Origin of the sequence: Mucilaginibacter flavus (genome assembly GCF_030409315.1) — a bacterium.
Classification (GTDB): domain Bacteria; phylum Bacteroidota; class Bacteroidia; order Sphingobacteriales; family Sphingobacteriaceae; genus Mucilaginibacter; species Mucilaginibacter flavus.
Map to the genome: position 1 here is coordinate 49,988 of NZ_JAUFPS010000021.1, position 23,851 is coordinate 73,838.

Sequence of the window (23,851 nt, forward strand, 5' to 3'; positions counted from 1 at the left end):
TTTAAGGTTATGGTTTTATTGAGATGATAAATACAAAGATAAATATTTTCGTTGCCCAAGCAGTAGTATCCGACTTGACTGAGGTTACTAATCTTTTTCTTACTTACTGTTAACGGGTTACTAATATGCCTTCGGCTAAGCATGGTAAATAACTAAAATCCTGCTAAATTTGTTGGCAAATGGCTAATTACATTGATAACTATCGCGAAAAGGGTGCCCGTAAAAGATTGGTTGACCTGTTGGAAAAAAAGGGTATCCAGGATAAGGAAGTATTAAAAGCCATTGCAACAGTACCGCGCCATTATTTTTTTGCTGAAACTTTCTGGAACCAGGCTTATAAGGATATCGCTTTCCCGATAGGCGAGGGGCAAACCATCTCTCAGCCATATACCGTAGCTTATCAAACCGAATTATTGCACATTCGGAAAGGCGATAAAGTACTGGAAATTGGCACAGGCTCGGGCTATCAAACTTGTGTGTTGTTGGAAATGGGCGCAACGGTTTACACCATCGAACGGCAGGAAAAGCTTTTCGAAAAAACAAAGTATGTACTGCCCGAAAAAATGGGCTATAAAGCGCATTTCTTTTGCGGTGATGGCTCTATCGGCATAGCACAACATGCTCCTTATGATAAAATCATCGTAACTGCCGGCGCACCAACGGTTCCCGAAATTTTACTGAAACAACTCCGCGTTGGCGGCATCCTCGTGATTCCCGTAGGCGACGAAGAAACCCAAAAAATGGTAACCATCCTTAAAGTTGCCGAGCATGACTATGAAAAGATTGTATTAGATACCTTTAGGTTTGTACCGCTGGTAGGAGATAAGGCATGGTAGGGAACCCCTACCCCCCTGAAGGGGAAATTTTTTGATCTGCAGTGCTTTTTGCTGCCAATTAATTGCTACCACTTTAACCAATGCATGTATTGATTGAACTTTGTAATGATATCTTCTTCATTACAAATTCTTTCGACCTCTATCGGTTCATAGGGTTTAGGATGATATGCAAAATGAACTTTTTTTGTTTCGGGATTTAATTCGATGTGCAAGACTTATCTGTTCCACTCCGGAACCTCATATATCGTAACTACTAACTTATGCATCGATGTATAAGCAAATAGTTTTTTTTCAAGGTTACTATTCCTTATGAATTGTACTAACGAAAGCATGCTTTGTAATTGCAAATCGTGAGAAATTAAATCCTGGTAATATACTTCAATTTGCTGCCATGGAACAACACGCGCCGTTTGAGGCTTATATTTTATGGTTGGTTTCTGGCTATCCATACTATAGTTGATATAAAATTTGAGGGGTAAAGGACTATTGAAACCTCTTTTTTAGAGGGCTAATGATCTACCTACCTTTTCATTACCCTATCCATCTCAATCTTAGTATCCCGCTCTTTCATCGTTTCACGTTTATCGAAGGTCTTTTTACCTTGCGCTAAGCCAATTTCCAGTTTGGCAAAGCCGCGTTCGCTGATAAATAGGGCAAGGGGGATTATGGTTAATCCTTTTTCCTCGCCGCGGGTAAGGAGTTTTTTGAGTTCTTTTTTATTGAGGAGCAGCACACGGTCGCGTTTGGCTTCATGGTTGTAGAATGATCCGTACGAGTATTCTGAAATGTGCAGGTTGCGCACATAAAGCTGGTTGCTGATAAATGTGCAAAAGGCATCATTAATATTGGCCTTCCCCTCACGTATGGATTTAATTTCGGTACCCAGCAATTTTATGCCCGCCGTGTATTTATCCAGTACGTGGTATTCAAAGTAAGCTTTTTTATTTTTGATGTATATTTTATCCTCGGCCATTTTATAAAGATGTAAAGCTTGCAAACTTACGGAAAAAATTGATTGCTAAATTTAATAGAATCGTCATTGCAAGGAACGAAGCAATGAGGCGTTTATAGCTAATTTCGTTGCGGTTTCACAATCAACACCGGCACATTCACCATATGCCTTACCGAATTTACGGTAGTGCCAAATATGAGGTCCTTTAATGCCCGATGCCCGTGCGAACCCATTACAATAAAGTCTATCCCGTTTTTGTTTACAATGTCGGCAATAGCCGCCGCGGGGCTTCCGTAGCCTATTTCTGCTTCGGCTTTGTAGCCCAGTTTTTGCATGGCCTGTACGTATTTATCCAGATTATCGGCATCGCTTTGGGTTTCGCTATCCATAACCTGGCCGCCGTAGTAGCGGGCACCTGCCGTTTCCACTACGTGAATAAGGGTATAATGCGCGTGTTTACCACCCTGCATAATGGCATGGCGAAGGCAGTCGTTATCATTTTTCGAAAAATCTATAGTGATGGCTAAACGCTTGTAGGTAACGGCATCCAACTCGGTAATAGCACCTGCAATTCCGTGTGGTACATAAGCCGGCTGATCGGCATGTTTATAAAGCCATGGCCTGAATAATACATATAAAAGCAGCAGTGCGATACCAACCACAATCGGCACAACAAAAACGTAGATGTAAATATCGGCATGCTGGCTGTCTTTCAGCCAGTCGCCAATCTGATCATACACTAACTTTGCATTCAGGCCCACAATGAGCACTGCGCTTGCCCAGGCCAATATTTTTACTTTTAAGCCGATAGCAAAGTTTCCCATCCGCTTTTTATCAGATGTAAAATGTATGAGCGGTATTACCGCGAAACCTAATTGTAAACTCAATACCACCTGGCTTAATAAAATAAGGCTGCCTAAGGCATTTTCGCCAAAATAGAGAATGGTAAAAACCGCCGGCACAATAGCCAATAGCCTTGTCAATAACCGCCTTAACCATGGCTCAATCCGCAGGTTAATATGACCTTCCATAATGATTTGCCCGGCAAGGGTACCTGTAATGGTAGAACTTTGGCCCGATGCTATTAAAGCCACGGCAAACAACACAGGCGCAATTTTGCCAAAAATATGTTCCAATAATTTATAGGCATCCTGAATTTCTGCAACCTTAAAATAACCGTTCTTGAAAAAGGCTGTAGCCGCCAGTATCAAAATAGCAGCATTTACAAAAAAGGCCAGATTGAGCGCTATTACAGTATCAAACAAGTTGAATTTAATGGCCGATTTAAGTCCCTCATCTGTACGGCTGATTTTACGGGTTTGCACCAGTGACGAATGCAGATAAAGGTTATGCGGCATTACCGTTGCCCCTATGATGCCTATGGCAATATAAAGCATCTCCTGGCTTATCTTATCGCTTTTAAAAAGGTTGCTGGGGATAAAGCCTTTGGCTACATCCATTACATCGGGACCAACAATAAACATCTCTACCAGGAAGGACACACCGATAATGAAGATCATCGATATAATAAAGCCCTCTAACTTGCGCATGCCTTTGTTCATTAACCAAAGCATCAACACGGTATCGGTTATGGTAAGTGAAACCCCCCAGATAAGCGGTAAGTGAAAAAGCAGTTTTAAGCCAATAGCCATGCCGATGATCTCGGCCAGGTCGCAGGCTATGATGGCTATTTGGGCGAGGATGTAGAGCCAGAAGTTTACAAAGCGGGGATAGGCGTTTTTAGAAGCCTGTGCCAGATCCAACCCGCGAACTATGCCAAGCCTTGCCGCTAATGATTGTAGCAACAGGGCAATTAAATTTGACGCAAATAGTACCCATATCAATTTATAACCAAACGCGCTGCCGCCGGCCAAATCGGTAGCCCAGTTGCCCGGGTCCATATAGCCCACACTGATAAGGTACGCCGGACCTAAAAAGGCCATTAGCTTTTTCCAGCCTGTTAAATTTTCGGGGTTCACAGAGCCATGTACGTTGCCTAATGAATGGCTATCGTTTGTTTGCGTTTTGCTCATAGGGCTATCAGTAAATTATTGGCAACCTCGCGGCTGATGTGAATTTCTTTGTCTGTTTCAATTTTAAGGGCTACCGAATGGTCGTATTCAATAATATCGGTAATGGTGATTTTTTTGCCGATGGTGAGCTGTTGTTTTTCTAAGTATTGCAAAAAAGGCGAGGTATGGTCGCGCACGCCAGAAATCACCCCGCACTGATTAACCACCAGCGTTGATAATGGAATTAACTCCGGTGTTTTAAAACGGCCATTACAATCGGGGATAGGGTCGCCATGCGGATCATGTTTGGGGAAGCCCATAAACTCGTCAAGGCGATCAACCAATTCCTGCGACGAGATATGCTCCATTTCTTCGGCCATATCATGAACCTGGTCCCACTTAAAATTAAGTTTTTCCACCAAAAAATATTCCCACAGGCGGTGTTTGCGAATAATGCCTATTGCAATTTTTTCGCCGGCAGGGGTAAGTGTTACGCCCTGGTAACGGGTGTAGTTTATTAAAGCCTTATCAGCCAGTTTTTTAAGCATATCGGTAACCGATGATGCTTTAGTATTTAAGGATGCTGCAATTTGATTGGTACTCACTATTGCTGCATTCATCCCCAGGTGATAAATGCATTTTAAATAGTTTTCCTCGGCTAATGTATTCATTTACACAAATCTAATAAAAAATTTAGACTTATCTAAAATATGAAGACTTGTGAAATATATTTTTGTTTTACTCGTTTTAGGTGAAATTTAATTTCGTGAAATGCGGAAAATATTATATTTGCACATACTATGGGAGCCGAATTAGATAAAATAGACCTACAGATACTCAAGATTTTACAGGAAAACGGAAGGATAACTAACCTTCAGTTATCTAACGAAATTGGGCTTTCGCCTGCGCCAACGCTTGAACGTGTGCGCAAATTGGAGAACGCGGAATACATAAAAAGCTACCATGCCCTGGTGGATGAAGAGAAGCTTGGATTAGGTATCAAAACCTTTATCCAGATCTCGCTCGATTTTCATCAGAAGAATACTATCCAAACTTTTTTGGATGAAATTAAAAATATTAAAGAGGTTACCGAATGCCATCACGTAACCGGCCAATGCGATTTTTTGCTGAAGTGCTACGTGCGCGACATTAAATCATACGAGCAACTGATCATGGAAAAAATAAGCCGCATCACCGTGGTAAAAACCTTCCAAACCATGATGATCATGTCAACCAGCAAAAAGGAACCGATAGTGCCTTTGGAGTATTGATAGAGTCAAGAATTAAGAGTCAAGAATCAAGACGAGCTGCACTTTGCATGTCGATTTAAAAAGAAAAGTGCAAAAGATTTCAGTCTTTTGCGCTTTTCTTTTTTGCAGTTGTCTTAACTCTTAACTCTTGAGTCTAAAAGCTTGACTCTACTTCAACTGTAGCTATCTTGATTCTTGACTCTTGATTCTTGACTCTTCTTAACGAACCTGCCAATCAATCTCCTGTTTCCCTTCTTTCCTCAAAATTTCATTTGTTTTTGAAAACGGTTTGCTACCGAAGAAGCCTCTGTCTGCAGAGAACGGCGAGGGGTGGGCCGATTTGATGATGAAATGTTTCTTCTGATCTATCAATGCCGCCTTTGATTGGGCGAAGGCTCCCCAAAGGATAAACACAATGCCTTCTTTTTTATCAGATATGGTTTTGATCACCTCGTCTGTAAATTCTTCCCAGCCGCGTTTCTGATGCGAACCTGGCGTGCTGGCCCTAACAGTTAAGGTGGCATTAAGCAGCAATACCCCTTGTTTGGCCCAGTCTTCCAGGTTGCCATGTGTTGGTGTTTTAAAGCCGGGGATATCGGTATTTAGCTCTTTATAGATGTTGCTGAGCGAGCGGGGGATAGCAATGCCCTTTTGTACTGAAAATGATAATCCATGCGCCTGGTGAGCTCCGTGATAGGGATCTTGCCCCAGGATCACTACTTTCACATCATCAAAATGTGTGGTGTTAAAGGCGTTGAAGATATCGGCATTTTTGGGGTAAACAATTTGGCCGGCTTCTTTTTCCTGTAGTAAAAATTGTTTCAGTTTTACCATGTAGGATTTATCAAATTCTTGCTGTAAAACTGCCTGCCATGATGGATGTAATGCGTTAGCCATAAATATTTATATAGATGTTGGTTTACCGTACAAATAAACAGATATTTGCGGTATATATAGTATCACAAATTATGTCAAATATTGTTCGCTTAGTTATAGCGTGTGTATTCTTTGGTGCAGCTGTTGCACTTTGTGCTTTTAGCTTTTGGGGCTGGGGTATTTTAGTACTGTTACTTGGCGGCATTTTATTGCTTAGCTTCTTTTTTAATGAGAATATGATTATTTCGCAATATTTTTTGCGCAAAGAAAACTCAGAAAAATCTGAAGAGTGGTTGATGAAAATTACCGACTATGAAAAGCAATTACATAAAAATCAGCATGGTTACTACAACCTGTTAATTGGTTTAATTGAATCGCGCAAAGCCCCAATGAAATCTGAAAAATATTTCAAGAAAGCCTTACAATTAGGCATGAAAATGTCGCACAATACAGCTTTAGCTAAATTGAGCCTTGCCGGTATCTCTATGGCGAAACGCAACAAGCGCGAAGCACAAATGTACTTGTCTGAAGCATCAAAAGATGATAAGAACAAATTACTAACTGATCAGATCAAGATGATGAAAGGTCAATTAGCCCAAATGGATAAGCAGGTAGTAAGAGGCGGGTATCGTCAGTTCTAAAATGGACAAAAGACTTTTGGACAAAGGAGCAAGGACTTTGGGACTTGGTGACTTTGGGACAAAATATTTTTAGATAAAGGAATAAAGACTCCCGCAGGAGTGGTTGATGCCTTTAAAGAAGAGAAAAGAAATAAAAATGAAAAAAATAAAAGGGACCCGAAACGGGTCCCTTTTATTTTTCGTCGATGGCGCTAAAGTAATCGGCAGTTGCAGAGTGATTTTGGTAGGGGTGTACTACCTGGCGGTCGCTATAAGTATAATCGCTTTCTTCACTTGGGTTGGCCACTTCAACCATCTTTAATAAACTCCTGATAAACGAGAGGTTAAAGTTACTCCTGTTTAGTTTTATCAGGTATTCGCTTTCGGTGATTTCCAGAATTGAATTGGTCATGATATTTGTATATTATTGTTTATTACAATTATAGCCAACAAAGTTATAACCAAAGTTTTATTTGCTTTAAGCTTTCATTAACAAATTGTTATGGTAGGGTATGGGCAAATTGCCACCAGACAATAAATAACTCATAAAAAAAGCCCGGGAGTAATCCACGGGCTTTTCAATATCTAACTAAGTGGTATTCTTATTTTTTGAATTTATTTACAATATCATTCCCAAAAACAAATACCATCAGGGTAACCAAAATTACAAAGCCAACTATCTGGGCACGTTCAAGGAATTTATCGCTTAGCGGTTTACCTTTAATCATTTCAATGATGAGAAATACCGCGTGACCGCCGTCGAGCGCCGGTATAGGCAACAGGTTCATCAAGGCCAGTACCATGGATAGGAAGCCAACCAATGTCCAGAAATGTACCCAATCAATAGTGCCGCCAAACAGGTTGGCAATAGCTACCGGGCCGCTTACGGCTTTGTTAAACTTAACATCACCTTTGGCTATTTTACCCAGGCCTTTAGCGTTATCGGTAAAGGTGCTTATCGCTCTTTTCGCGCCAATAGGTAAGGCGGCAAAGAAACCGTATCTGATGGTTTTAATTTCCGGTAAATCCTTTTTTGAGCGGCCGAAACCTATAACACCATCCGGGCTTATCTGAGTTTTTAAAGTTAATATCGACGTATCGCGCTTTACACTTAAAATAGCTTGTTTACCTTTATTAGCCTGGAGTTGAGTTTGCAGCTCGTCCCAGTAAGCTGTACGATTGCCATTAATGGCAACAATACTATCGCCTCGTTTTAACCCTGTGTTTTTGGCATTACCCGAAGCTGGTATCGAGTCGACCACAAATTTCATGCGGGGTACGCGGCTTATAAAGCTTTCAATATCGTGGTCGGATATTTCGTTCAAAATAGTACGTGGCACCGGTACCTCTAAAGTTTTGGCATCGCGCTGAACGGTGAAAACGGTGTTTTCAAGCAATACTTTAGGGCTGGTTAAATCGTCAAAACGCTCAAATGATTTGCCGTTAATGGCTGTTATTTTATCGCCAGGCAGCAAACCGATTTTTTTACCTACCGCACCCGGTACAATACCGTATTTTGCACTTGCATTAGGGATATAGCTTTCGCCCATTTTAATGGTTAATATCCAAAATATAAGGATGCCCAGGATAATGTTAACAGTAACACCGCCAAGCATCACAATTAAACGCTGCCAGGCCGGTTTTGAACGAAACTCCCAAGGTTGCGGCGGACCTGCCATTTGATCGGTATCCATTGATTCATCTATCATGCCGGCAATTTTTACGTAGCCGCCTAATGGCAACCAGCCGATGCCGTATTCAACATCTTTGTAAGTGAATTTAAACAGGCTTACATTCCATGCATCAAAAAACAGGTAAAATTTCTCTACTTTGATCCCAAACGCGCGGGCTGCCAAAAAGTGCCCCAACTCATGCAGGATTATTAAAATTGAAAGGCCCAGTATCAACTGACCTACCATTATCACTATACTCATTCGTTATATTTATCTATTAGTAGTGTATCGCCTTTAACGGCAGTGTTTGTATAAAATTTTGCGCAAAGATGCGTGTTTCTTTGTCAGTATTCAAATAGTCGTTTAGCGTGGGCTTTTCAATAAAAGCTATCTGCTGCATGCACTCTTCTATAAGATTGCTCATGGCTAAAAAGCCTATTTTGTTATTTAAAAAGCCGGCAACAGCTATTTCATTAGCGGCATTGATAATACAGGGCATATTACCTCCCTGCTTTAACGCCATGTACGCTAAATTAAGATTACGGAAAGTATCCACATCCGGTTTTTCAAACGTAAGGTTTGGATAAGCTGTAAAGTCGAACCGTTTAAAATCGTTTTGAATCCTATCAGGATAAGTAAGCGCGTATTGGATAGGCAGCTTCATATCTGGTAAGCCCATCTGCGCTTTAATTGATCCATCCTTAAACTGCACCATCGAGTGGATGATAGATTGTGGATGAACAATTACTTCAATCTGATCGGCATCCACATCAAACAGCCATTTGGCTTCTATCACTTCCAGGCCTTTATTCATGAGCGAGGCCGAATCAATAGTGATTTTGGCACCCATTACCCAGTTGGGATGTTTTAGGGCATCCTCGCGGGTTACATTAGCCAAAAAATCAACATTGCGCCCACGGAATGGGCCGCCGGATGCGGTGATGATTAGTTTTTCAACCGGGTTGTTTTCTTCGCCGGCCAGGCATTGGAATATGGCCGAATGCTCTGAATCAACAGGAAGTATCTTTACATCATGCTGTTTGGCTAAAGCGGTCACTATTTCACCGGCAACAACAAGGGTTTCTTTGTTTGCTAACGCGATGTCCTTACCGGCCTTAATTGCGGCAATGGTAGGCTCTAAACCCGCAAAGCCAACCATGGCGGTAAGTACAACTGCAATGTCGGGATGAGTAATGGAGTCAATAATTGATTGGTGGCCAGCCAGTACCTGGATGGGTAAGTGCGCCAAAGCCTCCTTAACCTGGAGGTATTTGCCGGTATCGCAAATGATGGCATACTCGGGTACAAACTCAATAGCCTGGCTAATCAGCAAATCGGCGTTGGAGTGCGCGGTCAATAAAAATGCCCTGAACAGGTTGCTGTTACCTTTAATAACATCGAGTGTTTGGGTACCAATACTACCTGTTGAGCCTAAAATGGCTACGTTTTTTATCTGATTACTCAATTATAATATCTTTTACTTAGAAACGAGGGCCTGTCATCCTGAGCTTGTCGAAGGATGTGCGCAGAGGCCTTTATCCGCTATGCTTCAACGGGCTCAGCATGACACCCTTTTTTGTTTTTTAACTAATATATTCCTTCAATCCATCAGCTATCTTCCTGTCGTTTGATAGCCGTGGTACTTTGTTTTGCCCGCCAAGTTTACCTTCTGATCGCATGTAATTGATGAACGCGTCTTTTTTCAGGCTTTGGATGATCAAAGGTTGCAAAATGTTACCTTCAATGAGGTCAAAATAGTAAATATTTTTCTTTTGAAGGGCTTCATCCACTTTTATGGCAAAAGCCTGTAAATCGGCCGGCGCTGTGCCAAATTCCACAAACCATTCATGGTAAGGTAATTGGCCTGCCTGCGGGTTAACCTGTGGCGCTACGGTAAACTCAATTACATCAATACCTTCTGCTTTGGCAACGCTCATTAGGGCGTGTTCAACCTCTTCGCCAATTACATGTTCGCCAAAAGCCGATATGTAATGCTTAATGCGACCGGTCACCACAATTTTATACGGATTTTTGGATACGAATTTAATCGTGTCGCCTAAACTATATCCCCACAAACCGGCACTTGTATTCATAATGAGAGCGTAATTTTTATTCAGCTCTACATCTTTAATATTGATGCGGGTAGGATTGGTATTAAAATATTCTTCGGATGGGATAAACTCATAAAATATCCCCGAATTGACCAGCAATAACAGTCCCTTTTCTTTTTGTGAATCCTGGAAAGCGATGAAGCCCTCAGATGCGGGATAAGTTTCGATAGAATCGATATCGAAGCCAATACTTTCTTCCATACGGGCGCGGTAAGGCTCATAGTTTACGCCTCCATGTACGTAGAGTTTGAAATTAGGGAAAATATCATTGATCTTTTTACCGCCCGCTTTAGCCGATAACCTGTCGAAATACATCTGGCACCAGGGAGGTATGCCCGATATGAGGCGCATATCCTGGTTGTAGGTTTCGTCAACAATGGCATCAACCTTTTGCTCCCAATCTTCAATACAATTAATTTGATAGCTTGGTAAGCGGTTTTTTTGCAAGTAAGCCGGTACATGGTGAGCCACAATACCCGATAGGCGACCAACAGATACACCATTCTTTTCGCTTAGTATAGGGCTGCCTTGTAAAAATATCATTTTGCCATCTACAAAATCGGCATTGCCGGTCTCGTGAATATAGCTTAACAATGCGTTTCGGGCTGCCTTGATATGCTGCGGCATGCTTTCTTTTGAGATGGGGATATATTTTACGCCCGATGTGGTACCCGATGTTTTGGCAAGATAAGCGGGTTTGCCCGGCCATAACACGTTTTCTTCGCCATTTACAACCCTGTCTATGTAAGGCCTAAGGTCTTCATAGTCGTGAATTGGTACGTTCCTTTTAAAATCCTCGTAGTTATTGATCTCTTGAAAACGGTGCGCTTTACCAAAGGCTGTGTTTTTGGCCTGGTAAACAAGGCTGCTAAACGTTTGCTGTTGCAGGCTGACAGCGTTTTTACGCAGGTAGTTAAGCTCCCTGTTTACCAGGGCAGCAAACACTTTGCTCAATGCAGCTTTTAACCCCATTTGTTAATTGGTTTCGGCAATATCATCATCCACATCTTTATGGCTGTAAACCAATTTGCGGTAAGTAACCATGATGATAACCTGTATGAAAGGAAAAGTTAAAATAAACCAACAATAAAACGCCAGGCGGAACACGAAGCCTCCTTTTGAATCGAGCCCTGTTAAATTGATCAATAAAAAAACGGGAATTAAGGCCGTAACGAGGATAGCTATGATAATAAGGAAGATACCCAGTGTTTTAAAGAAATTATCTTTAGTTATTTCGAAGCTTTGCTTAAGGGATTCAATTGGCGATGAATCATCATCAACTATAAAGCAAATACAAAAAATGCTACGTAAGCTAATGTAAAGGATTAAAAGCAGTTCAATAACTTCAAAAAGGCTTTCAAGGCCTAAGTTACGTTGAGCTAACACATAAAAGAACACCAAAACGGCAACTAAAATTCCTGTCAATAAACCAATAACTACAAAATTAAAGGTCATTTTAAACGAGGGTAGAATATCCTTAAATTCAAACTCGTAATACTCCCTATCCATTAGGGTTAAAATCAGTTTATAAAAGCTTAAACCAATATAACATTGAACAATTAGCTGGACGAATATGAAGATAAATTGCGTTAGGACATCGTCTTCTATCAGAATAAATGCCTTAAAAAAGTCCACTATCTCATAAATAAACAAAGAGATAACCGAGTACACCACCAGTGGAACAAAGTTTCTTTTCAATACATGCCATGCAGTTTTAATGGTTTCTGCAACAGAAAAGGCGTGGTACATAGGTTATTATGATCTGTTTAAAATTATCCGCTTCCAAAAATCCTGCATAAATCCTATTCCGTAGGCCGTAAGTTGGGTAAAAGCAGCAACAATGCTCAAAAATGCGATTTTTAAAGATTTATTTTTCCACCAGGCATGAAAAAATATCAACAAAATAAAAACTAACAGTATAACATTCGCCAAAAGAGCAACTTGCCATTGTAGTAGGTTAAATATAATTGCCAAAATAACTCCAACAGTAAATACCGCCGGGAAGAAGTGTACAGCCTTTAGTTCCTGGGGAAAAAATTTAGAAATGTTGATACGCGCCCTGCCAAAAAAATGCAGCTGCTTAAAAAACTGCACAAAATTGGTGCGGCGTTTATGATAAACAATAGCATCGGCGATTAGTCCTATTTTGAAGCCCGCGGTATGGATGCGGATACTGTATTCAATATCCTCGCCCAGGCGGGTAATAATAAAGCCGCCCACCTTTTCAACTACCTGTCTTGATACCCCCATATTAAAACTGCGTGGGTGAAACTGGCCGATGCCTTTTTTATTGCCGCGGATACCGCCGGTTGTAAAAGGGGAGGTCATGCTGTAACTTATGGCCTTTTGTGTGGGTGTAAATGAAGCATGTGCGCCATCTGGTCCGCCATAGGCATCAAGATAATTTACAGCGAGAGCGTTGTTGACAATCTCCAGGTAATTTGCCGGGATCAAACAATCCGAATCAAATATGATAAAGTAATCGCCTTTGGCATGTTGGAAACCAAAGTTGCGGGTAAAGCCCTGGCCTTCATTAACTTTTTTAAAGTAACGCAGGTTTAGCTTATCCATAAACGAGGCAACAATCTGTTCGGCATCGTTAACAGAGCCATCCTCAATCACCAATACCTCAAAATTGCGATAGGTTTGCAGCACCAGCGTATCCAGCAGTTCTTTAATTTCCTGCGGCCGGTTATATAAAGGTATGATGATGGAAAAAAACATTCTTTTTAGATGTGCAGATTTTAGATTTCAGATGTGCAGATGAATTTGCATATCCTATAATTTTTAGATTTTTCTCCCAATTTCGTTACTATTTCACCTTATCAATCAATTTCTCATCTGCATATTTGCACATTTGAAATTTGCACATCAAATAGTCTCTTCTACCTGGTAATTATTACGATCTGTGGAACTACGCGAAACCAGTTCGGCAACAAAACCGGTCAAAAATAATTGAGAGCCCAATATTATGGCAACCATTGCGCCGTAAAACCAGGGATTATCCGTTGGTTGGCGTACCGGTAAATTATGTGCCAGGTTGTACAACTTTTCGCTGGTAAGCCATATGGCAATTACCAATCCCGCAAAAAAACTTAGCGTACCCATGGTGCCAAAAAAGTGCATGGGGCGTTTGCCAAATTTGCCTACAAAGAATATCGAAAGTAAATCCAGGAAACCATTCACAAAACGACTCATGCCAAATTTGGTTTTGCCGTATTTTCGGGCGCGGTGTTCAACTACCTGTTCGCCAATTTTGCTAAAGCCCGCCCATTTGGCCAGCACCGGGATGTAACGGTGCATTTCGCCATATATCTCTATATTTTTAACAACCGCGCTTCGGTAAGCCTTTAAACCGCAGTTAAAATCGTGCAGGTTATCAATACCGCTCATTTTGCGGGTGGCGGCATTAAATAACTTGGTAGGTATGGTTTTACTAAGCGGGTCGTAACGTTTAGCCTTCCAGCCCGAAATTAAGTCGTATTTTTCTTCAACAATACGGCGGTACAGTTCCGGTATCTCATCCGGACTATCCTGCAAATCGGCGTCCATAGTTATAACCACGTTCCCTTTGGTTGCTGCAAAGCCCGTATTTAAAGCGGCCGATTTACCATAATTACGCCTGAATTTAATGCCTTTGATAAAGGGGGTGTTCTGGCTTAATTTACGGATCATCTCCCACGAGCCGTCCTTACTGCCATCGTCAACCAAAATAACTTCGTAAGTAAAGTGGTTTTCGTCCATCACACGGCTTATCCATGAGGTAAGCTCGGGTAATGATTCTATTTCGTCATAAAGTGGTACTACAACTGATATATCCATCTAAAAGGAATGTGCTGCCCGGCTAAAAAACTTCACCTGCAATCAACCGCAAAAATATAAAAAATAGGGAATGGTTTATGTACCGATTTTGATAGGTGGAAATTTAAGCTGTTTGTGAATGTTTTAGTGAATGGCATATAACAGTATTACCGAATACGCAACTGTTAATTATTGTTAAACAGATATGAAACCATACTATGTAACTCCTGTATTACGTTAAAAGCAGTTGAAATTATTGTATTAACTTGCCTGTCGCTATAAATACCTTCTTCATGAAATTTTATAAAACGCTTTTAATTGTTTTGTTGTGTGGTGATGCCATTGCCGGTTACGCTCAAACAGCCGACCAGCAAGGGCCCAAATACGATCAGCATAAAGTATTTAGTCCGCTTTTTTACCCCGAAAAAGGCAATGATTTCAGAAACGCGGGCGGCGCGCCAGGCTCAAAATACTGGCAAAACCGGGCCGATTATAAAATTGATGTTACGTTGGATACCGTAAAACACCATATTGATGGTACGGCGGTAATAACCTATACCAATAACAGCCCGGATGCGCTTACTTTTTTGTGGCTGCAGGACGATCAGAACATTTACCGCGAAGATTCGCGCGCCGAAGCCGCCACGGCAGTTACCGGAGGCCGTTTTGCTAACAGGACATATACCAAAGGGGATGAAATAAAGGCCATTTATGTTATTAAAAACGGTAAAACCCAAAAGGCAGATTACCTGGTCACAGATACCCGTTTGCAGATCAAATTAAAAGATTCGCTCAAAGCGGCAGGGGGGAAGCTCCAAATTAAAATTGAATACGGTTTTGAAGTACCCAAATATGGTACCGATAGGATGGGCCGCCAGCTAACTAAAAATGGCTGGATTTATGAAATTGCCCAATGGTACCCACGCATGGAAGTTTATGACGATGTAACCGGCTGGAACACGCTGCCCTATCTTGGCGCAGGCGAGTTTTACCTGGAGTATGGCAATTTTGATTATACCATTACCGCGCCATCAAGCCTGGTTATTACAGCATCGGGCGAGTTGCTGAACCCCGCCGAGGTTTATACGTCAGCTACCATAGCTAAATTAGCCGTGGCAGCAAAAAGCGATAAAACGGTAATGATAAGAGATGAGGCGGATGTTTTGAAAGGGACAGACCACCCGGCCAAGGCAAACCTTACCTGGCACTTTGCCTGTAAAAACGCGCGCGATGTGGCATGGGCAGCATCAAAGGCTTTTATATGGGATGCGGCGCGCATTAACCTGCCAAGCGGTAAAAAAGCTTTGGCGCAATCGGTTTACCCGGCCGAGGCTAAAGGCAACGATGCCTGGAGCCGGTCGACCGAATATGTGAAGGGTGCTATTGAACTATACTCAAACCAGTGGTTTGAATACACCTATCCCGTAGCTACTAATGTGGCCGGTACTGTAGGAGGGATGGAGTATCCCGGTATAGTTTTCTGCGGGTCTGAAAATAAAACAGGCAGTCTTTGGGATGTTACCAATCACGAGTTTGGCCACAACTGGTTCCCAATGATTGTAGGTTCAAACGAGCGTAAATATGGCTGGATGGACGAGGGTTTTAACACGTTTTTAAATGATGTAGATACCCGTGTATTTAATAAAGGCGAGTATTTTACGCCTGTTGACGAGCAAAAAGCGGCTTCGGGATTATTTAGTGCCGATGCCGAGCCTATAATGACCATTCCTGATGTGATACAGGAAAGCTTTTTAGGTGTGGCGGCTTATGAAAAGCCATCATTAGGGCTTACCATTTTACGTGAACAGATTTTGGGCGAAGAGCGTTTTGACTATGCTTTCCGTACGTATATTAAACGCTGGGCTTTTAAACACCCAACGCCATGGGATTTTTTCCATACCATGGATAACGCCGCCGGTGAGGATCTGAGCTGGTTTTGGAACGAGTGGTTTTTTACCACATGGAAGCTTGATCAGGCCATAACGGGCATCAGTTACCAGGACGGCGATGAATCAAAAGGGGCGCTCATCACCATTGAAAACCTGGAAGAAATGGCCCTGCCGGTTACCATCAGCATAAAAGAAGAAAATGGCAAAACAGGAATTGTAAAACTACCAGCCGAGATTTGGCAGCGTGGCGGTACCTGGACATTTCCTTATAAATCTACCTCGAAAATAATCCTGGCAACTATTGATCCCGATCACAAACTGCCGGATGTGAATCCCGAAAACAATTCGTTCAGCGGCTTGCCTGTACCCAAAGGGATTACTGCCGCAACAGTAATTAAAAATTACCTTGATGCTATTGGCGGGACTGATAAGTTAAAAAATATCAAAGATTTGCAGATATCGTTGACCGCGAGCGTACAGGGTTCAGATGTACAAATGGTGAGTAGGTACCGTACCCCTGGGATGTTTTACCAGCAGGTTACCGTGCCATCATACAATAACATGGTGTTAACGCACATTTTGGTTAATGGCGATAATATCAATGTTCAACAGGTAAATCATGACATGCCTTTAGATGATGTGGCTAAAAAGTTATTAAAAGAAAAAAGTAAACCTTTCCCTGAATTGGATTACGAAAAGAACCCTAATGTAATGATGCTTGATTCTACTTTTAAAGTAGTTAATGGCGAAATGGCTTATGAGGTTGACATTAACATTGCCGAAGGCGCGATAATCAGAAACTTTTACAGCCAAAAAACAGGATTAAAGGTAAAGCAGATTATTGATGGTCCAGCTGATTCGACTGTCGAATGGGGAAACTATGAGGGGATAAATGGGGGTATTAAAATTCCTTTCCTAATGAAGGCAGTAATATTAGGTCACCCTGCCGATTTTAAGGTGAAAGAGACAGCGGTGAATAGTAACATGCCGGCGGTATCGTTTCAGTAAATAAGGCGTAACGCTACCGCAAGGCTTTGCCTTGTGGGTCGTTTGCAAATCGAAATAAGTGAGGTGATTTGTTAGTTGTATACTAAGCGTGAGGACCACAAGGCAGAGCCTTGAGGTAGTGAAAGAGGTTTTACAACAACCCAATGCTCGTTTGTTCAGCGCTACCGCAAGGCTCTGCCTTGTGGTTCAAATGCAAGGTACGTTACTTGTCGCTAAGTAATGATCACATTCACAAACCCTTTACGTCCTGCATAGTCTCTTGCACTACTATATAAATATTCATAATCATATTCCACAAATCCGGCAATGACCGGGTTATTGTGCGTGTAATCTATTTTTTGCTGAATAACCACGGCACTCCACAATTGAATGGGGTTATTGTGCTGTTGCCAAAATTGATTTTCTGAATTATTACTGTTAGCTTTTGCCGCTTTTTTGAAAGAGTTTGATAACCATTCCTTTCTGCTTTCCTGGTTGTTTTCTCTTATCAGCCGTATTAGGGCTTTGGATGTGAATGATTTAAAGTCTCTTATTAAATCTTCAGGTTTTTGGATGGTCGATTTAAATACCAGGTGTACGTGGCTGGGCATTATACACCACGCGTAAACTTCCATTCCTTTATTTGCTATACAATAATTTAGATTTTGTACTAAGCAATCAAAATACTCCAATCGTACAAAAATATCTACCCAAAAGACAGTGGCAAAACTAACAAAATATAAGCCTTCCTGGTTTTTGAACTTATAATTACGGCTCATAGCTTAAGCTATTATATTAGGATTTTTAGCTTGGGACTTTGCATGGTTAACACAAGGGCGATTAGAACTTTCGGTTTTAGACTTTGCGTGATGACCACAAGGCAGAGCCTTGCTGTAGCGAATAAACTACACCAGTCCCAATGCCTTACTGGTCCGCTCCCTTGTAGCCTCGCTTAAAGCTGTATCGTTAGCAAGCGATTGCCCATACGATGGGATCATCAGTTTTAGCTTGGCCTGCCAGCCGGTTGATTTTACGTGATCTTTAAAGCAGCGTTCAATCAGGTGAATCATAATAGGTACAGATGTTGAAGCACCAGGTGAGGCACCTAATAATGCCGAGATTGTTCCATCAGCAGATGTTACCACTTCGGTACCAAATTCAAGTACGCCGGTATGTTTTGGATCTTTTTTAATTACCTGTACGCGCTGGCCGGCAATATCCAGTTGCCAGTCTTCAGCTTTGGCGGTAGGCATGTACTCCTGCAGGGCTTTAAGCCTATCGGCAGGTGATTGCATTACCTGACTTATAAGGTATTTGGTTAATGGCCAGTTATCGCGCCCTACGGCAAGCAGGGGCAATATATTATTTAGCTTGATTGACCCAAACAGGTCAAACAATGAGCCTTTCTTTAAAAAACGGGTGGAGAAACCGGCGTAAGGGCCAAACAGTAACTCGCGTTTGCCATCAATCATACGGGTATCCAGGTGAGGTACCGACATAGGGGGCGAACCTACCGACGCTTTACCATAAACTTTGGCTTCGTGTTGTTTAACAACTTCGGGATTGTTACAAACCAGCCATTGCCCGCTTACCGGGAAACCGCCAAAGCCTTTGCTTTCCTGTATGCCCGATTTTTGCAATAATGGTAAAGCACCGCCTCCGGCACCAACAAAAACGAACTTTGCATTTACTTTTCTGCTGCTGCCGCCGGTTTTATCTTTTACCGTTATCTGCCAGCTGCGGTCCTTGCTGCGTTTAATATTGGTTACATCATGATTGATGTGCAAGTTAACGCCGGGTTGCTGTTTTAATTTATCTAATAATCCGCTGGTGAGGCTGCCAAAGTTTACATCGGTACCCAGATCCATAAATGTGGCCGATACCTTTTCATTTTCATCGCGGCCTTCCATTACCAAGGGAATCCATTTTTTTATTTGCGCCTTATCTTCGCTGTATTCCATCCCTTTAAAAAAGTGATGTTTAGTAAGGGCCTGCTGGCGTTTTTTTAGGTAGTTCACATTATCGGCACCCCAAACAAAACTCATATGCGGTACCTTGCGGATAAAGCTTTGCGGCGAAGCGAAATATTTTTGATCGATAAGATAAGTCCAGAATTCTTTGCTGATCTCAAACTGCTCGGCAATTTTGATGGCTTTTTTGATCTCTACAGTACCATCTGGTAGCTCGGGCGTGTAATTTAATTCGCAAAAAGCAGAGTGACCGGTACCTGCATTGTTCATCGGTGCCGAACTTTCTGAGGCGATGACATCCAGGCGTTCAAAAATCTCGATCGTTAAATCGGGTTGCAGCTCCTTAAGCATTACTCCCAATGTAGCGCTCATGATACCCGCGCCTATTAAAACCACATCAACTGCCGAACCTGAAACTTTATCGCTATTAGTCATCTTAGTATGATACCTTGTAAAAGGTAACCGAAATTAAATTACACCGGTATAACCCGGTTCTATAAAAAATGTTATGCAAATCTAAGGCTGTTTTGCAGCTTTAGATGAGGGAAAAATAAAACAGACAATTTTAAGGAATTTTTAAGGAAGATTTGTCGCCACTGATTAAAAAAATGCAATAAAAACCACGTTTAAATTTAGATAAGCAAGTTTTTGTACAATTTACCCAAACTGTATTGATAATATGTTAACACAAAATAAACATTGGGCTGTATATATTAGACACCAATTTTAAAACAACCCATGAGTCTGCTAAGATCCCCAAAAAATATATTAATACTTGTCATAGCTATTGTTACTACAGCATGTAGTCAGCCCGAAAAGAAACCATCGTCCGTATCAAAAGATACTACCAAAACCACGGTTCAGGTTGCCGAAAAAAAAGATAGTGTGATTAATAACCCTCAAAAAAATTATGGCAGCGCTACTGTTGGTGATCCTTGTGTAAAATGCCTGTTGCAAATTATCCAGGAAAGTAAAAGTTATAGGGAAAGCACAATAAACCTGTTGCCACAGGATATCAACTTTACCGTTAACTGGGTAAAGGCGTCAGATCCGGCTTTAACGCCGGATACCAGCAATAAAACTAACGGGGTACGGGTTGATGTGAAACGGATAGAGGAGGGAGAGGATAAAAAGCTTTGCTCTTATGTTTATAACAATACAAATGGTACTATGTATCTTATTAACAGTCAAAACAAACTGGAGCATGCGGTATCAAGCATTACACCAGATTTGTTGAAGAAAATCCGGAGCAGCTGTTATTGGGGCGTTGCATCTGATAAATAGAATATTAAGCTTTTAGGGCCGATAACGCTACTTCAACAATATCTTCCAAAGTTTGCTTATCAACGCCCGACCGGGCCGATACTCTTAAACCGCTGATGGTGCTAAATACAAAATGTGCCAGTGCTTTCGCGCTTTTGGCTTTGGTAAACTGGCCATCTTGCTGGCCTTTTTCAATGGTGCGGGCAAAAGCATCTTCCACACTTTTGGCATTTTCGGCTACAAGGGAGCCAATCTCTTTATCATGACTTGATAGTTCAATGGCCGTGTTCACCATAAAGCAACCTTTGGCAAGTTCATCTTCTTCGCTTTCCTTAATTACCGCATACAGCAATTGAGTAATGGCCTCTTGGGCATTAACTACGTTTTTTAGCATAGAAAGTACCGCCCCGGTATTTTTTGCTTGGTACTGCCTTAACGATTTGGTAAACAGCGTTCGCTTATCTGTATAAGTATTATAAAGGCTTGAGCGGTTGATCCCCAGCCCATCTACCAAATCCTGGGCCGATGTGGCATGGTATCCCTTATCCCAAAACAGTGCCACCGCTTTATTGAGCAGTTCGTCTTCGTCAAATTCCTTTTTCCTTGCCATGTTTAAATTTCCAGTTTTGAGCGGGCAGTTTGCCCGTCATAAAATAAGAAATACAAAGTTACCGATTTGAAACATTCGTTCCGAATCGGTATAAAAAAACTTAAATTTATTGCCGATTAATAGATTAGGGCATTTACAGTTAAACCACCATCAGCCACAAGTTCGGTACCGGTTATAAATGAGGCATCGTCTGAAGCTAAGAACCTTACAGTATTGGCAATTTCTTCTGATTGGCCAAAACGGTTTAATAAAATTCTTTGGTTTAAGATATTTCCGAAACCTGCAACCTGCTCATCGGTTAAACCAAGTTTGCCATAAAGCGGTGTAGCAACCGGGCCGGGAGAGACAGTGTTAACGCGTATTTTGCGTGGGGCAAGCTCACGTGCCAATACTTTAGTAAATGATAAAAGCGCTGCTTTGCTTGCTGCATATACACTGCTGTCTGGCGCACCTAAGGCGGCATTTACAGATCCGTTGAATATTATGGAGGCACCATCATTAAGGATAGGGATGAATTTTTGAACGGTGAAGAACACGCCTTTGACATTCAGGTTCATCATGGTATCGTATTGGTCTTCGGTCATAGCTTCTGCAGAGTTAAACAAGGCTATACCCGCGTTCAAAAACAGGATATCAACTTTACCGTATTGATCTTTAACCTCGGCTACTAAATTATCTATCTGGTTCAATTTTGCCTGGTCAGATACAATACCTGTTACGCCTAATTCTTCGGCTGCTTTGCTAACCGCTTCTGCATTACGGCCGGTAATTACTACCTGGGCTCCTTTTGCTGCAAATTCTTTTGCTGTTGCATAACCAATACCGCTGTTACCCCCTGTAATTACGGCTACTTTGTTTGTTAAATTGCTCATTGTTTTATTTTTAATGTTGTTGTTTTTGTTTGATGGCTCAAAGATAGTTATTTTGAAACGATCATTTCAAAATAAATCTTTCAATTTCCATGATCATGACATTGGGTTTACAAAAGGGCGTGCGTTTGCAGTTGCCAGTGTGCAGTTAGCGGTGTGCAGTTGCCAGTTACCAGCTAATTTGTGATAAAATAAAAAGCAGTTACCTGTTTACATACCTGCAAACTGATAACTGCTTTAATTTTACTGCAAACTGCTTACTGCCTACTGCAAACTGAATTACCCCGGTAGGGTGAACCAAAAGGTGCTGCCTACATCAACGTAGCTTTCGGCGCCTATTTGGCCGTGGTGGCTTGCTATGATCTGTGCGGCTGTTTTAAGGCCGGTTTCCTGTGGATTATCCTGCTTGCTGTATTCAAATAAACCTTTTATTAGCTGGCCTGGTATGCCAATGCCATGGTCGCTTACACTTACTTTAACCTTGCCGTTTTCGGCGCTGGTACGTACTTCTATTTTTTTTGATTCGGGCGAGTATTTGATGGCGTTTTTTACCAGGTGGATGATTACCTGGCTAATTTTTTCCTCGTCGCCATGAATGAGTTTAATTGGCGGATCAAACAGGCATATTATCCTGCGGTTGCCAGTCTCATTTTGAATAAGGCTTAAACAGTTACGGATGCTGTTATTAATGTTAAACAACGCATCGGTGCTCCGAAATCCTTCGGCCTGGGTTTTAGGGGTATTAAGCATAATTGTATCAAGTATAATTAAAATATTGTTTTTCGCAAGCAATGAAGTCCGCGTATTTAGTGGGCGCTTAATTATGTAGGTAATGTAACGGTATGATAAAATGCTGATACAAATCTAATATAAACCATTCATTATTAGATGCGTATTATTACGCAATTTATGTGTTCCTGACAATTAATTTTAAACCAATAGGTAATTTACTCGTTTTGAGAGTATAGCCGGTAGTTGTTGGTTTATTGGCTGAAGCAAATTAATAGCTTATGGGTTATTCACCATAGCCGAAAACTAAAACCGGCATAACCGAAATTGAAAAGTATTTTGAAAACCGGGTAACAATATTGTATAAAGTGAGTAGCGCGGTTTAGGTTTGTTTTACGATACGGGGGGCTGCCTTTATTTGTTGTGGCGTTATTTACCTGTTTTAGGCGATTTAAGGTGTTAATAATATAAAGTCGAGTATTTGTATTACTCGAAACCCAAGGCAGTAGGAGGGGGCTACTAATGATGTTTGCAATGGTAAAAGCGGGCCTTGATAAAGTATCCTTACTGACCAGCCGACACAAAATATTCATCTTTATCTAAAACAGGCAGGGGCTGTCTGGTTCGTTTCTTGATGATATGTCGTTAGTCTATTTCTTTAATGATTTGTTTTAAATATTTCATTATCAATATAGTAAAATAAGAATTTGAAGTTTTTAATGCGATATTATTCCTGCTATTATCGCTCGTTGCATACCCAATGAAAATCCTTATTGAATGTGTCGAATTCATCATTGAGTGCACCATTTTATTACGCAATAATGGGCATTCATAATTACCTGGTCATGGTTAAAAAACATTTGCGTGCTAAATAATTAAAAAACGATAGGTTGCTTACCTTCAGTTTGTTTGTACTTAATGTTATAAAATCAGGACTGCAATTTTATCAGCCCGCATAGTACTTGGCGATAAGAGCCATTTTTTAAAGGGAAGCATTTAGGGCTTTGCGGATTCCAGGCTTAGCTGGCCATTATACTATATTCTCATTTTTTGAATCCACCTATTTTCTTTAACTATCTCTTGAATATAAAAAGCTGTTACTCTTGTTTTTGGTTTGATAGTGTAAGGAGTTACTACAAGAAGTTTCAATACAGTCTGCTGTTATAAAAAGAGGAAAGAGTACTTTTTAATTTCAGCTAACCGTTGTTTTTTTATCTCTCTTTTCATTTAAGTGATGCCTCCCGCTAAATAGATATCGCCAGCCAGGCTTCAATATGCGTGATTATTTACCGTTTGATGTCAATGTCGAGCCATAAGGCATAACTATCATAACTATTTATTCATACAGATAAAAATTCCGTAAGCAATCTGGATAGGTTTTAAAGGTGAAAAAACAATCGGAA

22 protein-coding genes are annotated in these 23,851 nt (G+C 41.2%); 5 read left to right on the forward strand and 17 right to left on the reverse strand.

The genetic code is table 11. From position 1 onward, the window contains the following. Positions 1 to 179: 179 nt before the first annotated feature. The gene (locus tag QWZ17_RS07525; RefSeq protein WP_290304487.1) at positions 180 to 836 is read left to right on the forward strand and encodes a protein-L-isoaspartate(D-aspartate) O-methyltransferase; all 657 of its coding nucleotides are present in this window, start codon (positions 180 to 182) and stop codon (positions 834 to 836) included. Between the two features lie 215 nt (positions 837 to 1,051). Here the strand turns inward: QWZ17_RS07525 and QWZ17_RS07530 are convergent, their stop codons facing one another. From QWZ17_RS07530 to QWZ17_RS07545, 4 genes are all read right to left on the reverse strand, one after another. Then, positions 1,052 to 1,285, reverse strand: a complete 234-nt coding sequence (locus QWZ17_RS07530; RefSeq protein WP_290304489.1) for a hypothetical protein — start codon at positions 1,283 to 1,285, stop codon at positions 1,052 to 1,054. 71 nt (positions 1,286 to 1,356) lie between these two features. Then, on the reverse strand, positions 1,357 to 1,809 hold the full coding sequence (gene smpB, locus QWZ17_RS07535; protein ID WP_259090021.1) for an SsrA-binding protein SmpB: 453 nt from the start codon (positions 1,807 to 1,809) through the stop codon (positions 1,357 to 1,359). A gap of 98 nt (positions 1,810 to 1,907) precedes the next feature. Beyond that, the gene (locus QWZ17_RS07540) at positions 1,908 to 3,821 is read right to left on the reverse strand and encodes an Nramp family divalent metal transporter (protein WP_290304491.1); all 1,914 of its coding nucleotides are present in this window, start codon (positions 3,819 to 3,821) and stop codon (positions 1,908 to 1,910) included. Further along, positions 3,818 to 4,471: a metal-dependent transcriptional regulator gene (locus tag QWZ17_RS07545; RefSeq protein WP_290304492.1), complete on the reverse strand. Its 654-nt coding sequence runs from the start codon at positions 4,469 to 4,471 to the stop codon at positions 3,818 to 3,820. The genes QWZ17_RS07540 and QWZ17_RS07545 overlap by 4 nt, the downstream gene beginning before the upstream one ends. 129 nt (positions 4,472 to 4,600) lie before the next feature. Between QWZ17_RS07545 and QWZ17_RS07550 the strand changes: the two genes are divergently transcribed. Continuing rightward, on the forward strand, positions 4,601 to 5,071 hold the full coding sequence (locus tag QWZ17_RS07550) for an Lrp/AsnC family transcriptional regulator (protein WP_090649916.1): 471 nt from the start codon (positions 4,601 to 4,603) through the stop codon (positions 5,069 to 5,071). Positions 5,072 to 5,269: 198 nt separating this feature from the next. Here QWZ17_RS07550 and ung read toward each other — a convergent pair whose 3' ends face one another. Then, on the reverse strand, positions 5,270 to 5,947 hold the full coding sequence (ung, locus tag QWZ17_RS07555) for a uracil-DNA glycosylase (protein ID WP_290304494.1): 678 nt from the start codon (positions 5,945 to 5,947) through the stop codon (positions 5,270 to 5,272). Between the two features lie 71 nt (positions 5,948 to 6,018). Here ung and QWZ17_RS07560 point away from each other — a divergent pair, with 71 nt between their 5' ends. Further along, positions 6,019 to 6,567, forward strand: coding sequence for a DUF2892 domain-containing protein (locus QWZ17_RS07560; protein WP_290304529.1), 549 nt, complete (start codon positions 6,019 to 6,021; stop codon positions 6,565 to 6,567). A 172-nt stretch (positions 6,568 to 6,739) separates the two neighbouring features. Here the strand turns inward: QWZ17_RS07560 and QWZ17_RS07565 are convergent, their stop codons facing one another. The 7 genes from QWZ17_RS07565 to QWZ17_RS07595 form a co-directional block, all read right to left on the reverse strand. Beyond that, positions 6,740 to 6,958 carry a hypothetical protein gene (locus QWZ17_RS07565; RefSeq protein WP_259090031.1) on the reverse strand — a complete coding sequence of 73 codons (219 nt, stop codon included), beginning with the start codon at positions 6,956 to 6,958 and terminating at the stop codon, positions 6,740 to 6,742. Between the two features lie 190 nt (positions 6,959 to 7,148). Next, positions 7,149 to 8,480, reverse strand: a complete 1,332-nt coding sequence (rseP, locus tag QWZ17_RS07570) for an RIP metalloprotease RseP (protein ID WP_290304495.1) — start codon at positions 8,478 to 8,480, stop codon at positions 7,149 to 7,151. Positions 8,481 to 8,496: 16 nt separating this feature from the next. Next, positions 8,497 to 9,684, reverse strand: a complete 1,188-nt coding sequence (locus tag QWZ17_RS07575; protein WP_290304496.1) for a 1-deoxy-D-xylulose-5-phosphate reductoisomerase — start codon at positions 9,682 to 9,684, stop codon at positions 8,497 to 8,499. A gap of 118 nt (positions 9,685 to 9,802) precedes the next feature. Beyond that, entirely contained in the window at positions 9,803 to 11,302 is a 1,500-nt protein-coding gene (locus tag QWZ17_RS07580; RefSeq protein ID WP_290304497.1) for a GH3 auxin-responsive promoter family protein, read from the reverse strand. 3 nt (positions 11,303 to 11,305) lie between these two features. Beyond that, positions 11,306 to 12,079 (reverse strand): glycerophosphoryl diester phosphodiesterase membrane domain-containing protein, encoded by a 774-nt coding sequence (locus QWZ17_RS07585; RefSeq protein WP_290304498.1) that lies wholly within the window; start codon positions 12,077 to 12,079, stop codon positions 11,306 to 11,308. Between the two features lie 6 nt (positions 12,080 to 12,085). Next, positions 12,086 to 13,054 (reverse strand): glycosyltransferase family 2 protein, encoded by a 969-nt coding sequence (locus QWZ17_RS07590; RefSeq protein WP_290304499.1) that lies wholly within the window; start codon positions 13,052 to 13,054, stop codon positions 12,086 to 12,088. A 147-nt stretch (positions 13,055 to 13,201) separates the two neighbouring features. Then, the gene (locus QWZ17_RS07595; protein WP_290304500.1) at positions 13,202 to 14,152 is read right to left on the reverse strand and encodes a glycosyltransferase family 2 protein; all 951 of its coding nucleotides are present in this window, start codon (positions 14,150 to 14,152) and stop codon (positions 13,202 to 13,204) included. Between the two features lie 272 nt (positions 14,153 to 14,424). On the opposite strand from QWZ17_RS07595, the gene QWZ17_RS07600 reads away from it, so the two are divergent. Then, a complete protein-coding gene (locus QWZ17_RS07600) occupies positions 14,425 to 17,028 on the forward strand; it encodes a M1 family metallopeptidase (protein ID WP_290304501.1) in 2,604 nt (867 codons plus the stop codon). 212 nt (positions 17,029 to 17,240) lie between these two features. Here QWZ17_RS07600 and QWZ17_RS07605 read toward each other — a convergent pair whose 3' ends face one another. Beyond that, positions 17,241 to 17,786, reverse strand: a complete 546-nt coding sequence (locus QWZ17_RS07605) for an REP-associated tyrosine transposase (protein WP_290304502.1) — start codon at positions 17,784 to 17,786, stop codon at positions 17,241 to 17,243. Between the two features lie 126 nt (positions 17,787 to 17,912). Then, positions 17,913 to 19,412: a malate:quinone oxidoreductase gene (locus QWZ17_RS07610; protein ID WP_290304503.1), complete on the reverse strand. Its 1,500-nt coding sequence runs from the start codon at positions 19,410 to 19,412 to the stop codon at positions 17,913 to 17,915. A gap of 303 nt (positions 19,413 to 19,715) precedes the next feature. Between QWZ17_RS07610 and QWZ17_RS07615 the strand changes: the two genes are divergently transcribed. Further along, positions 19,716 to 20,261: a hypothetical protein gene (locus QWZ17_RS07615; RefSeq protein WP_290304504.1), complete on the forward strand. Its 546-nt coding sequence runs from the start codon at positions 19,716 to 19,718 to the stop codon at positions 20,259 to 20,261. Between the two features lie 4 nt (positions 20,262 to 20,265). On the opposite strand, the gene QWZ17_RS07620 is transcribed toward QWZ17_RS07615, so the two are convergent. The 3 genes from QWZ17_RS07620 to QWZ17_RS07630 form a co-directional block, all read right to left on the reverse strand. Then, a complete protein-coding gene (locus QWZ17_RS07620) occupies positions 20,266 to 20,850 on the reverse strand; it encodes a TetR/AcrR family transcriptional regulator (RefSeq protein ID WP_290304505.1) in 585 nt (194 codons plus the stop codon). Between the two features lie 116 nt (positions 20,851 to 20,966). Continuing rightward, entirely contained in the window at positions 20,967 to 21,722 is a 756-nt protein-coding gene (locus tag QWZ17_RS07625) for an SDR family oxidoreductase (protein ID WP_290304506.1), read from the reverse strand. A 276-nt stretch (positions 21,723 to 21,998) separates the two neighbouring features. Continuing rightward, the gene (locus QWZ17_RS07630) at positions 21,999 to 22,469 is read right to left on the reverse strand and encodes a sensor histidine kinase (protein ID WP_290304507.1); all 471 of its coding nucleotides are present in this window, start codon (positions 22,467 to 22,469) and stop codon (positions 21,999 to 22,001) included. Between the last annotated feature and the right edge of the window lie 1,382 nt (positions 22,470 to 23,851).

Coding starts and splice junctions, on each gene's coding strand:
- QWZ17_RS07590 (WP_290304499.1), bottom strand. CDS start 13,054: ATGTTTTTTTCCATCATCATACCTTTATATAACCGGCCGCAGGAAATT.
- QWZ17_RS07560 (WP_290304529.1), top strand. CDS start 6,019: ATGTCAAATATTGTTCGCTTAGTTATAGCGTGTGTATTCTTTGGTGCA.
- QWZ17_RS07585 (WP_290304498.1), bottom strand. CDS start 12,079: ATGTACCACGCCTTTTCTGTTGCAGAAACCATTAAAACTGCATGGCAT.
- QWZ17_RS07620 (WP_290304505.1), bottom strand. CDS start 20,850: ATGGCAAGGAAAAAGGAATTTGACGAAGACGAACTGCTCAATAAAGCG.
- QWZ17_RS07605 (WP_290304502.1), bottom strand. CDS start 17,786: ATGAGCCGTAATTATAAGTTCAAAAACCAGGAAGGCTTATATTTTGTT.
- rseP (WP_290304495.1), bottom strand. CDS start 8,480: ATGAGTATAGTGATAATGGTAGGTCAGTTGATACTGGGCCTTTCAATT.
- QWZ17_RS07540 (WP_290304491.1), bottom strand. CDS start 3,821: ATGAGCAAAACGCAAACAAACGATAGCCATTCATTAGGCAACGTACAT.
- QWZ17_RS07530 (WP_290304489.1), bottom strand. CDS start 1,285: ATGGATAGCCAGAAACCAACCATAAAATATAAGCCTCAAACGGCGCGT.
- smpB (WP_259090021.1), bottom strand. CDS start 1,809: ATGGCCGAGGATAAAATATACATCAAAAATAAAAAAGCTTACTTTGAA.
- QWZ17_RS07630 (WP_290304507.1), bottom strand. CDS start 22,469: ATGCTTAATACCCCTAAAACCCAGGCCGAAGGATTTCGGAGCACCGAT.
- QWZ17_RS07580 (WP_290304497.1), bottom strand. CDS start 11,302: ATGGGGTTAAAAGCTGCATTGAGCAAAGTGTTTGCTGCCCTGGTAAAC.
- QWZ17_RS07545 (WP_290304492.1), bottom strand. CDS start 4,471: ATGAATACATTAGCCGAGGAAAACTATTTAAAATGCATTTATCACCTG.
- QWZ17_RS07565 (WP_259090031.1), bottom strand. CDS start 6,958: ATGACCAATTCAATTCTGGAAATCACCGAAAGCGAATACCTGATAAAA.
- QWZ17_RS07595 (WP_290304500.1), bottom strand. CDS start 14,152: ATGGATATATCAGTTGTAGTACCACTTTATGACGAAATAGAATCATTA.
- ung (WP_290304494.1), bottom strand. CDS start 5,947: ATGGCTAACGCATTACATCCATCATGGCAGGCAGTTTTACAGCAAGAA.
- QWZ17_RS07525 (WP_290304487.1), top strand. CDS start 180: ATGGCTAATTACATTGATAACTATCGCGAAAAGGGTGCCCGTAAAAGA.
- QWZ17_RS07625 (WP_290304506.1), bottom strand. CDS start 21,722: ATGAGCAATTTAACAAACAAAGTAGCCGTAATTACAGGGGGTAACAGC.
- QWZ17_RS07550 (WP_090649916.1), top strand. CDS start 4,601: ATGGGAGCCGAATTAGATAAAATAGACCTACAGATACTCAAGATTTTA.
- QWZ17_RS07610 (WP_290304503.1), bottom strand. CDS start 19,412: ATGACTAATAGCGATAAAGTTTCAGGTTCGGCAGTTGATGTGGTTTTA.
- QWZ17_RS07615 (WP_290304504.1), top strand. CDS start 19,716: ATGAGTCTGCTAAGATCCCCAAAAAATATATTAATACTTGTCATAGCT.
- QWZ17_RS07600 (WP_290304501.1), top strand. CDS start 14,425: ATGAAATTTTATAAAACGCTTTTAATTGTTTTGTTGTGTGGTGATGCC.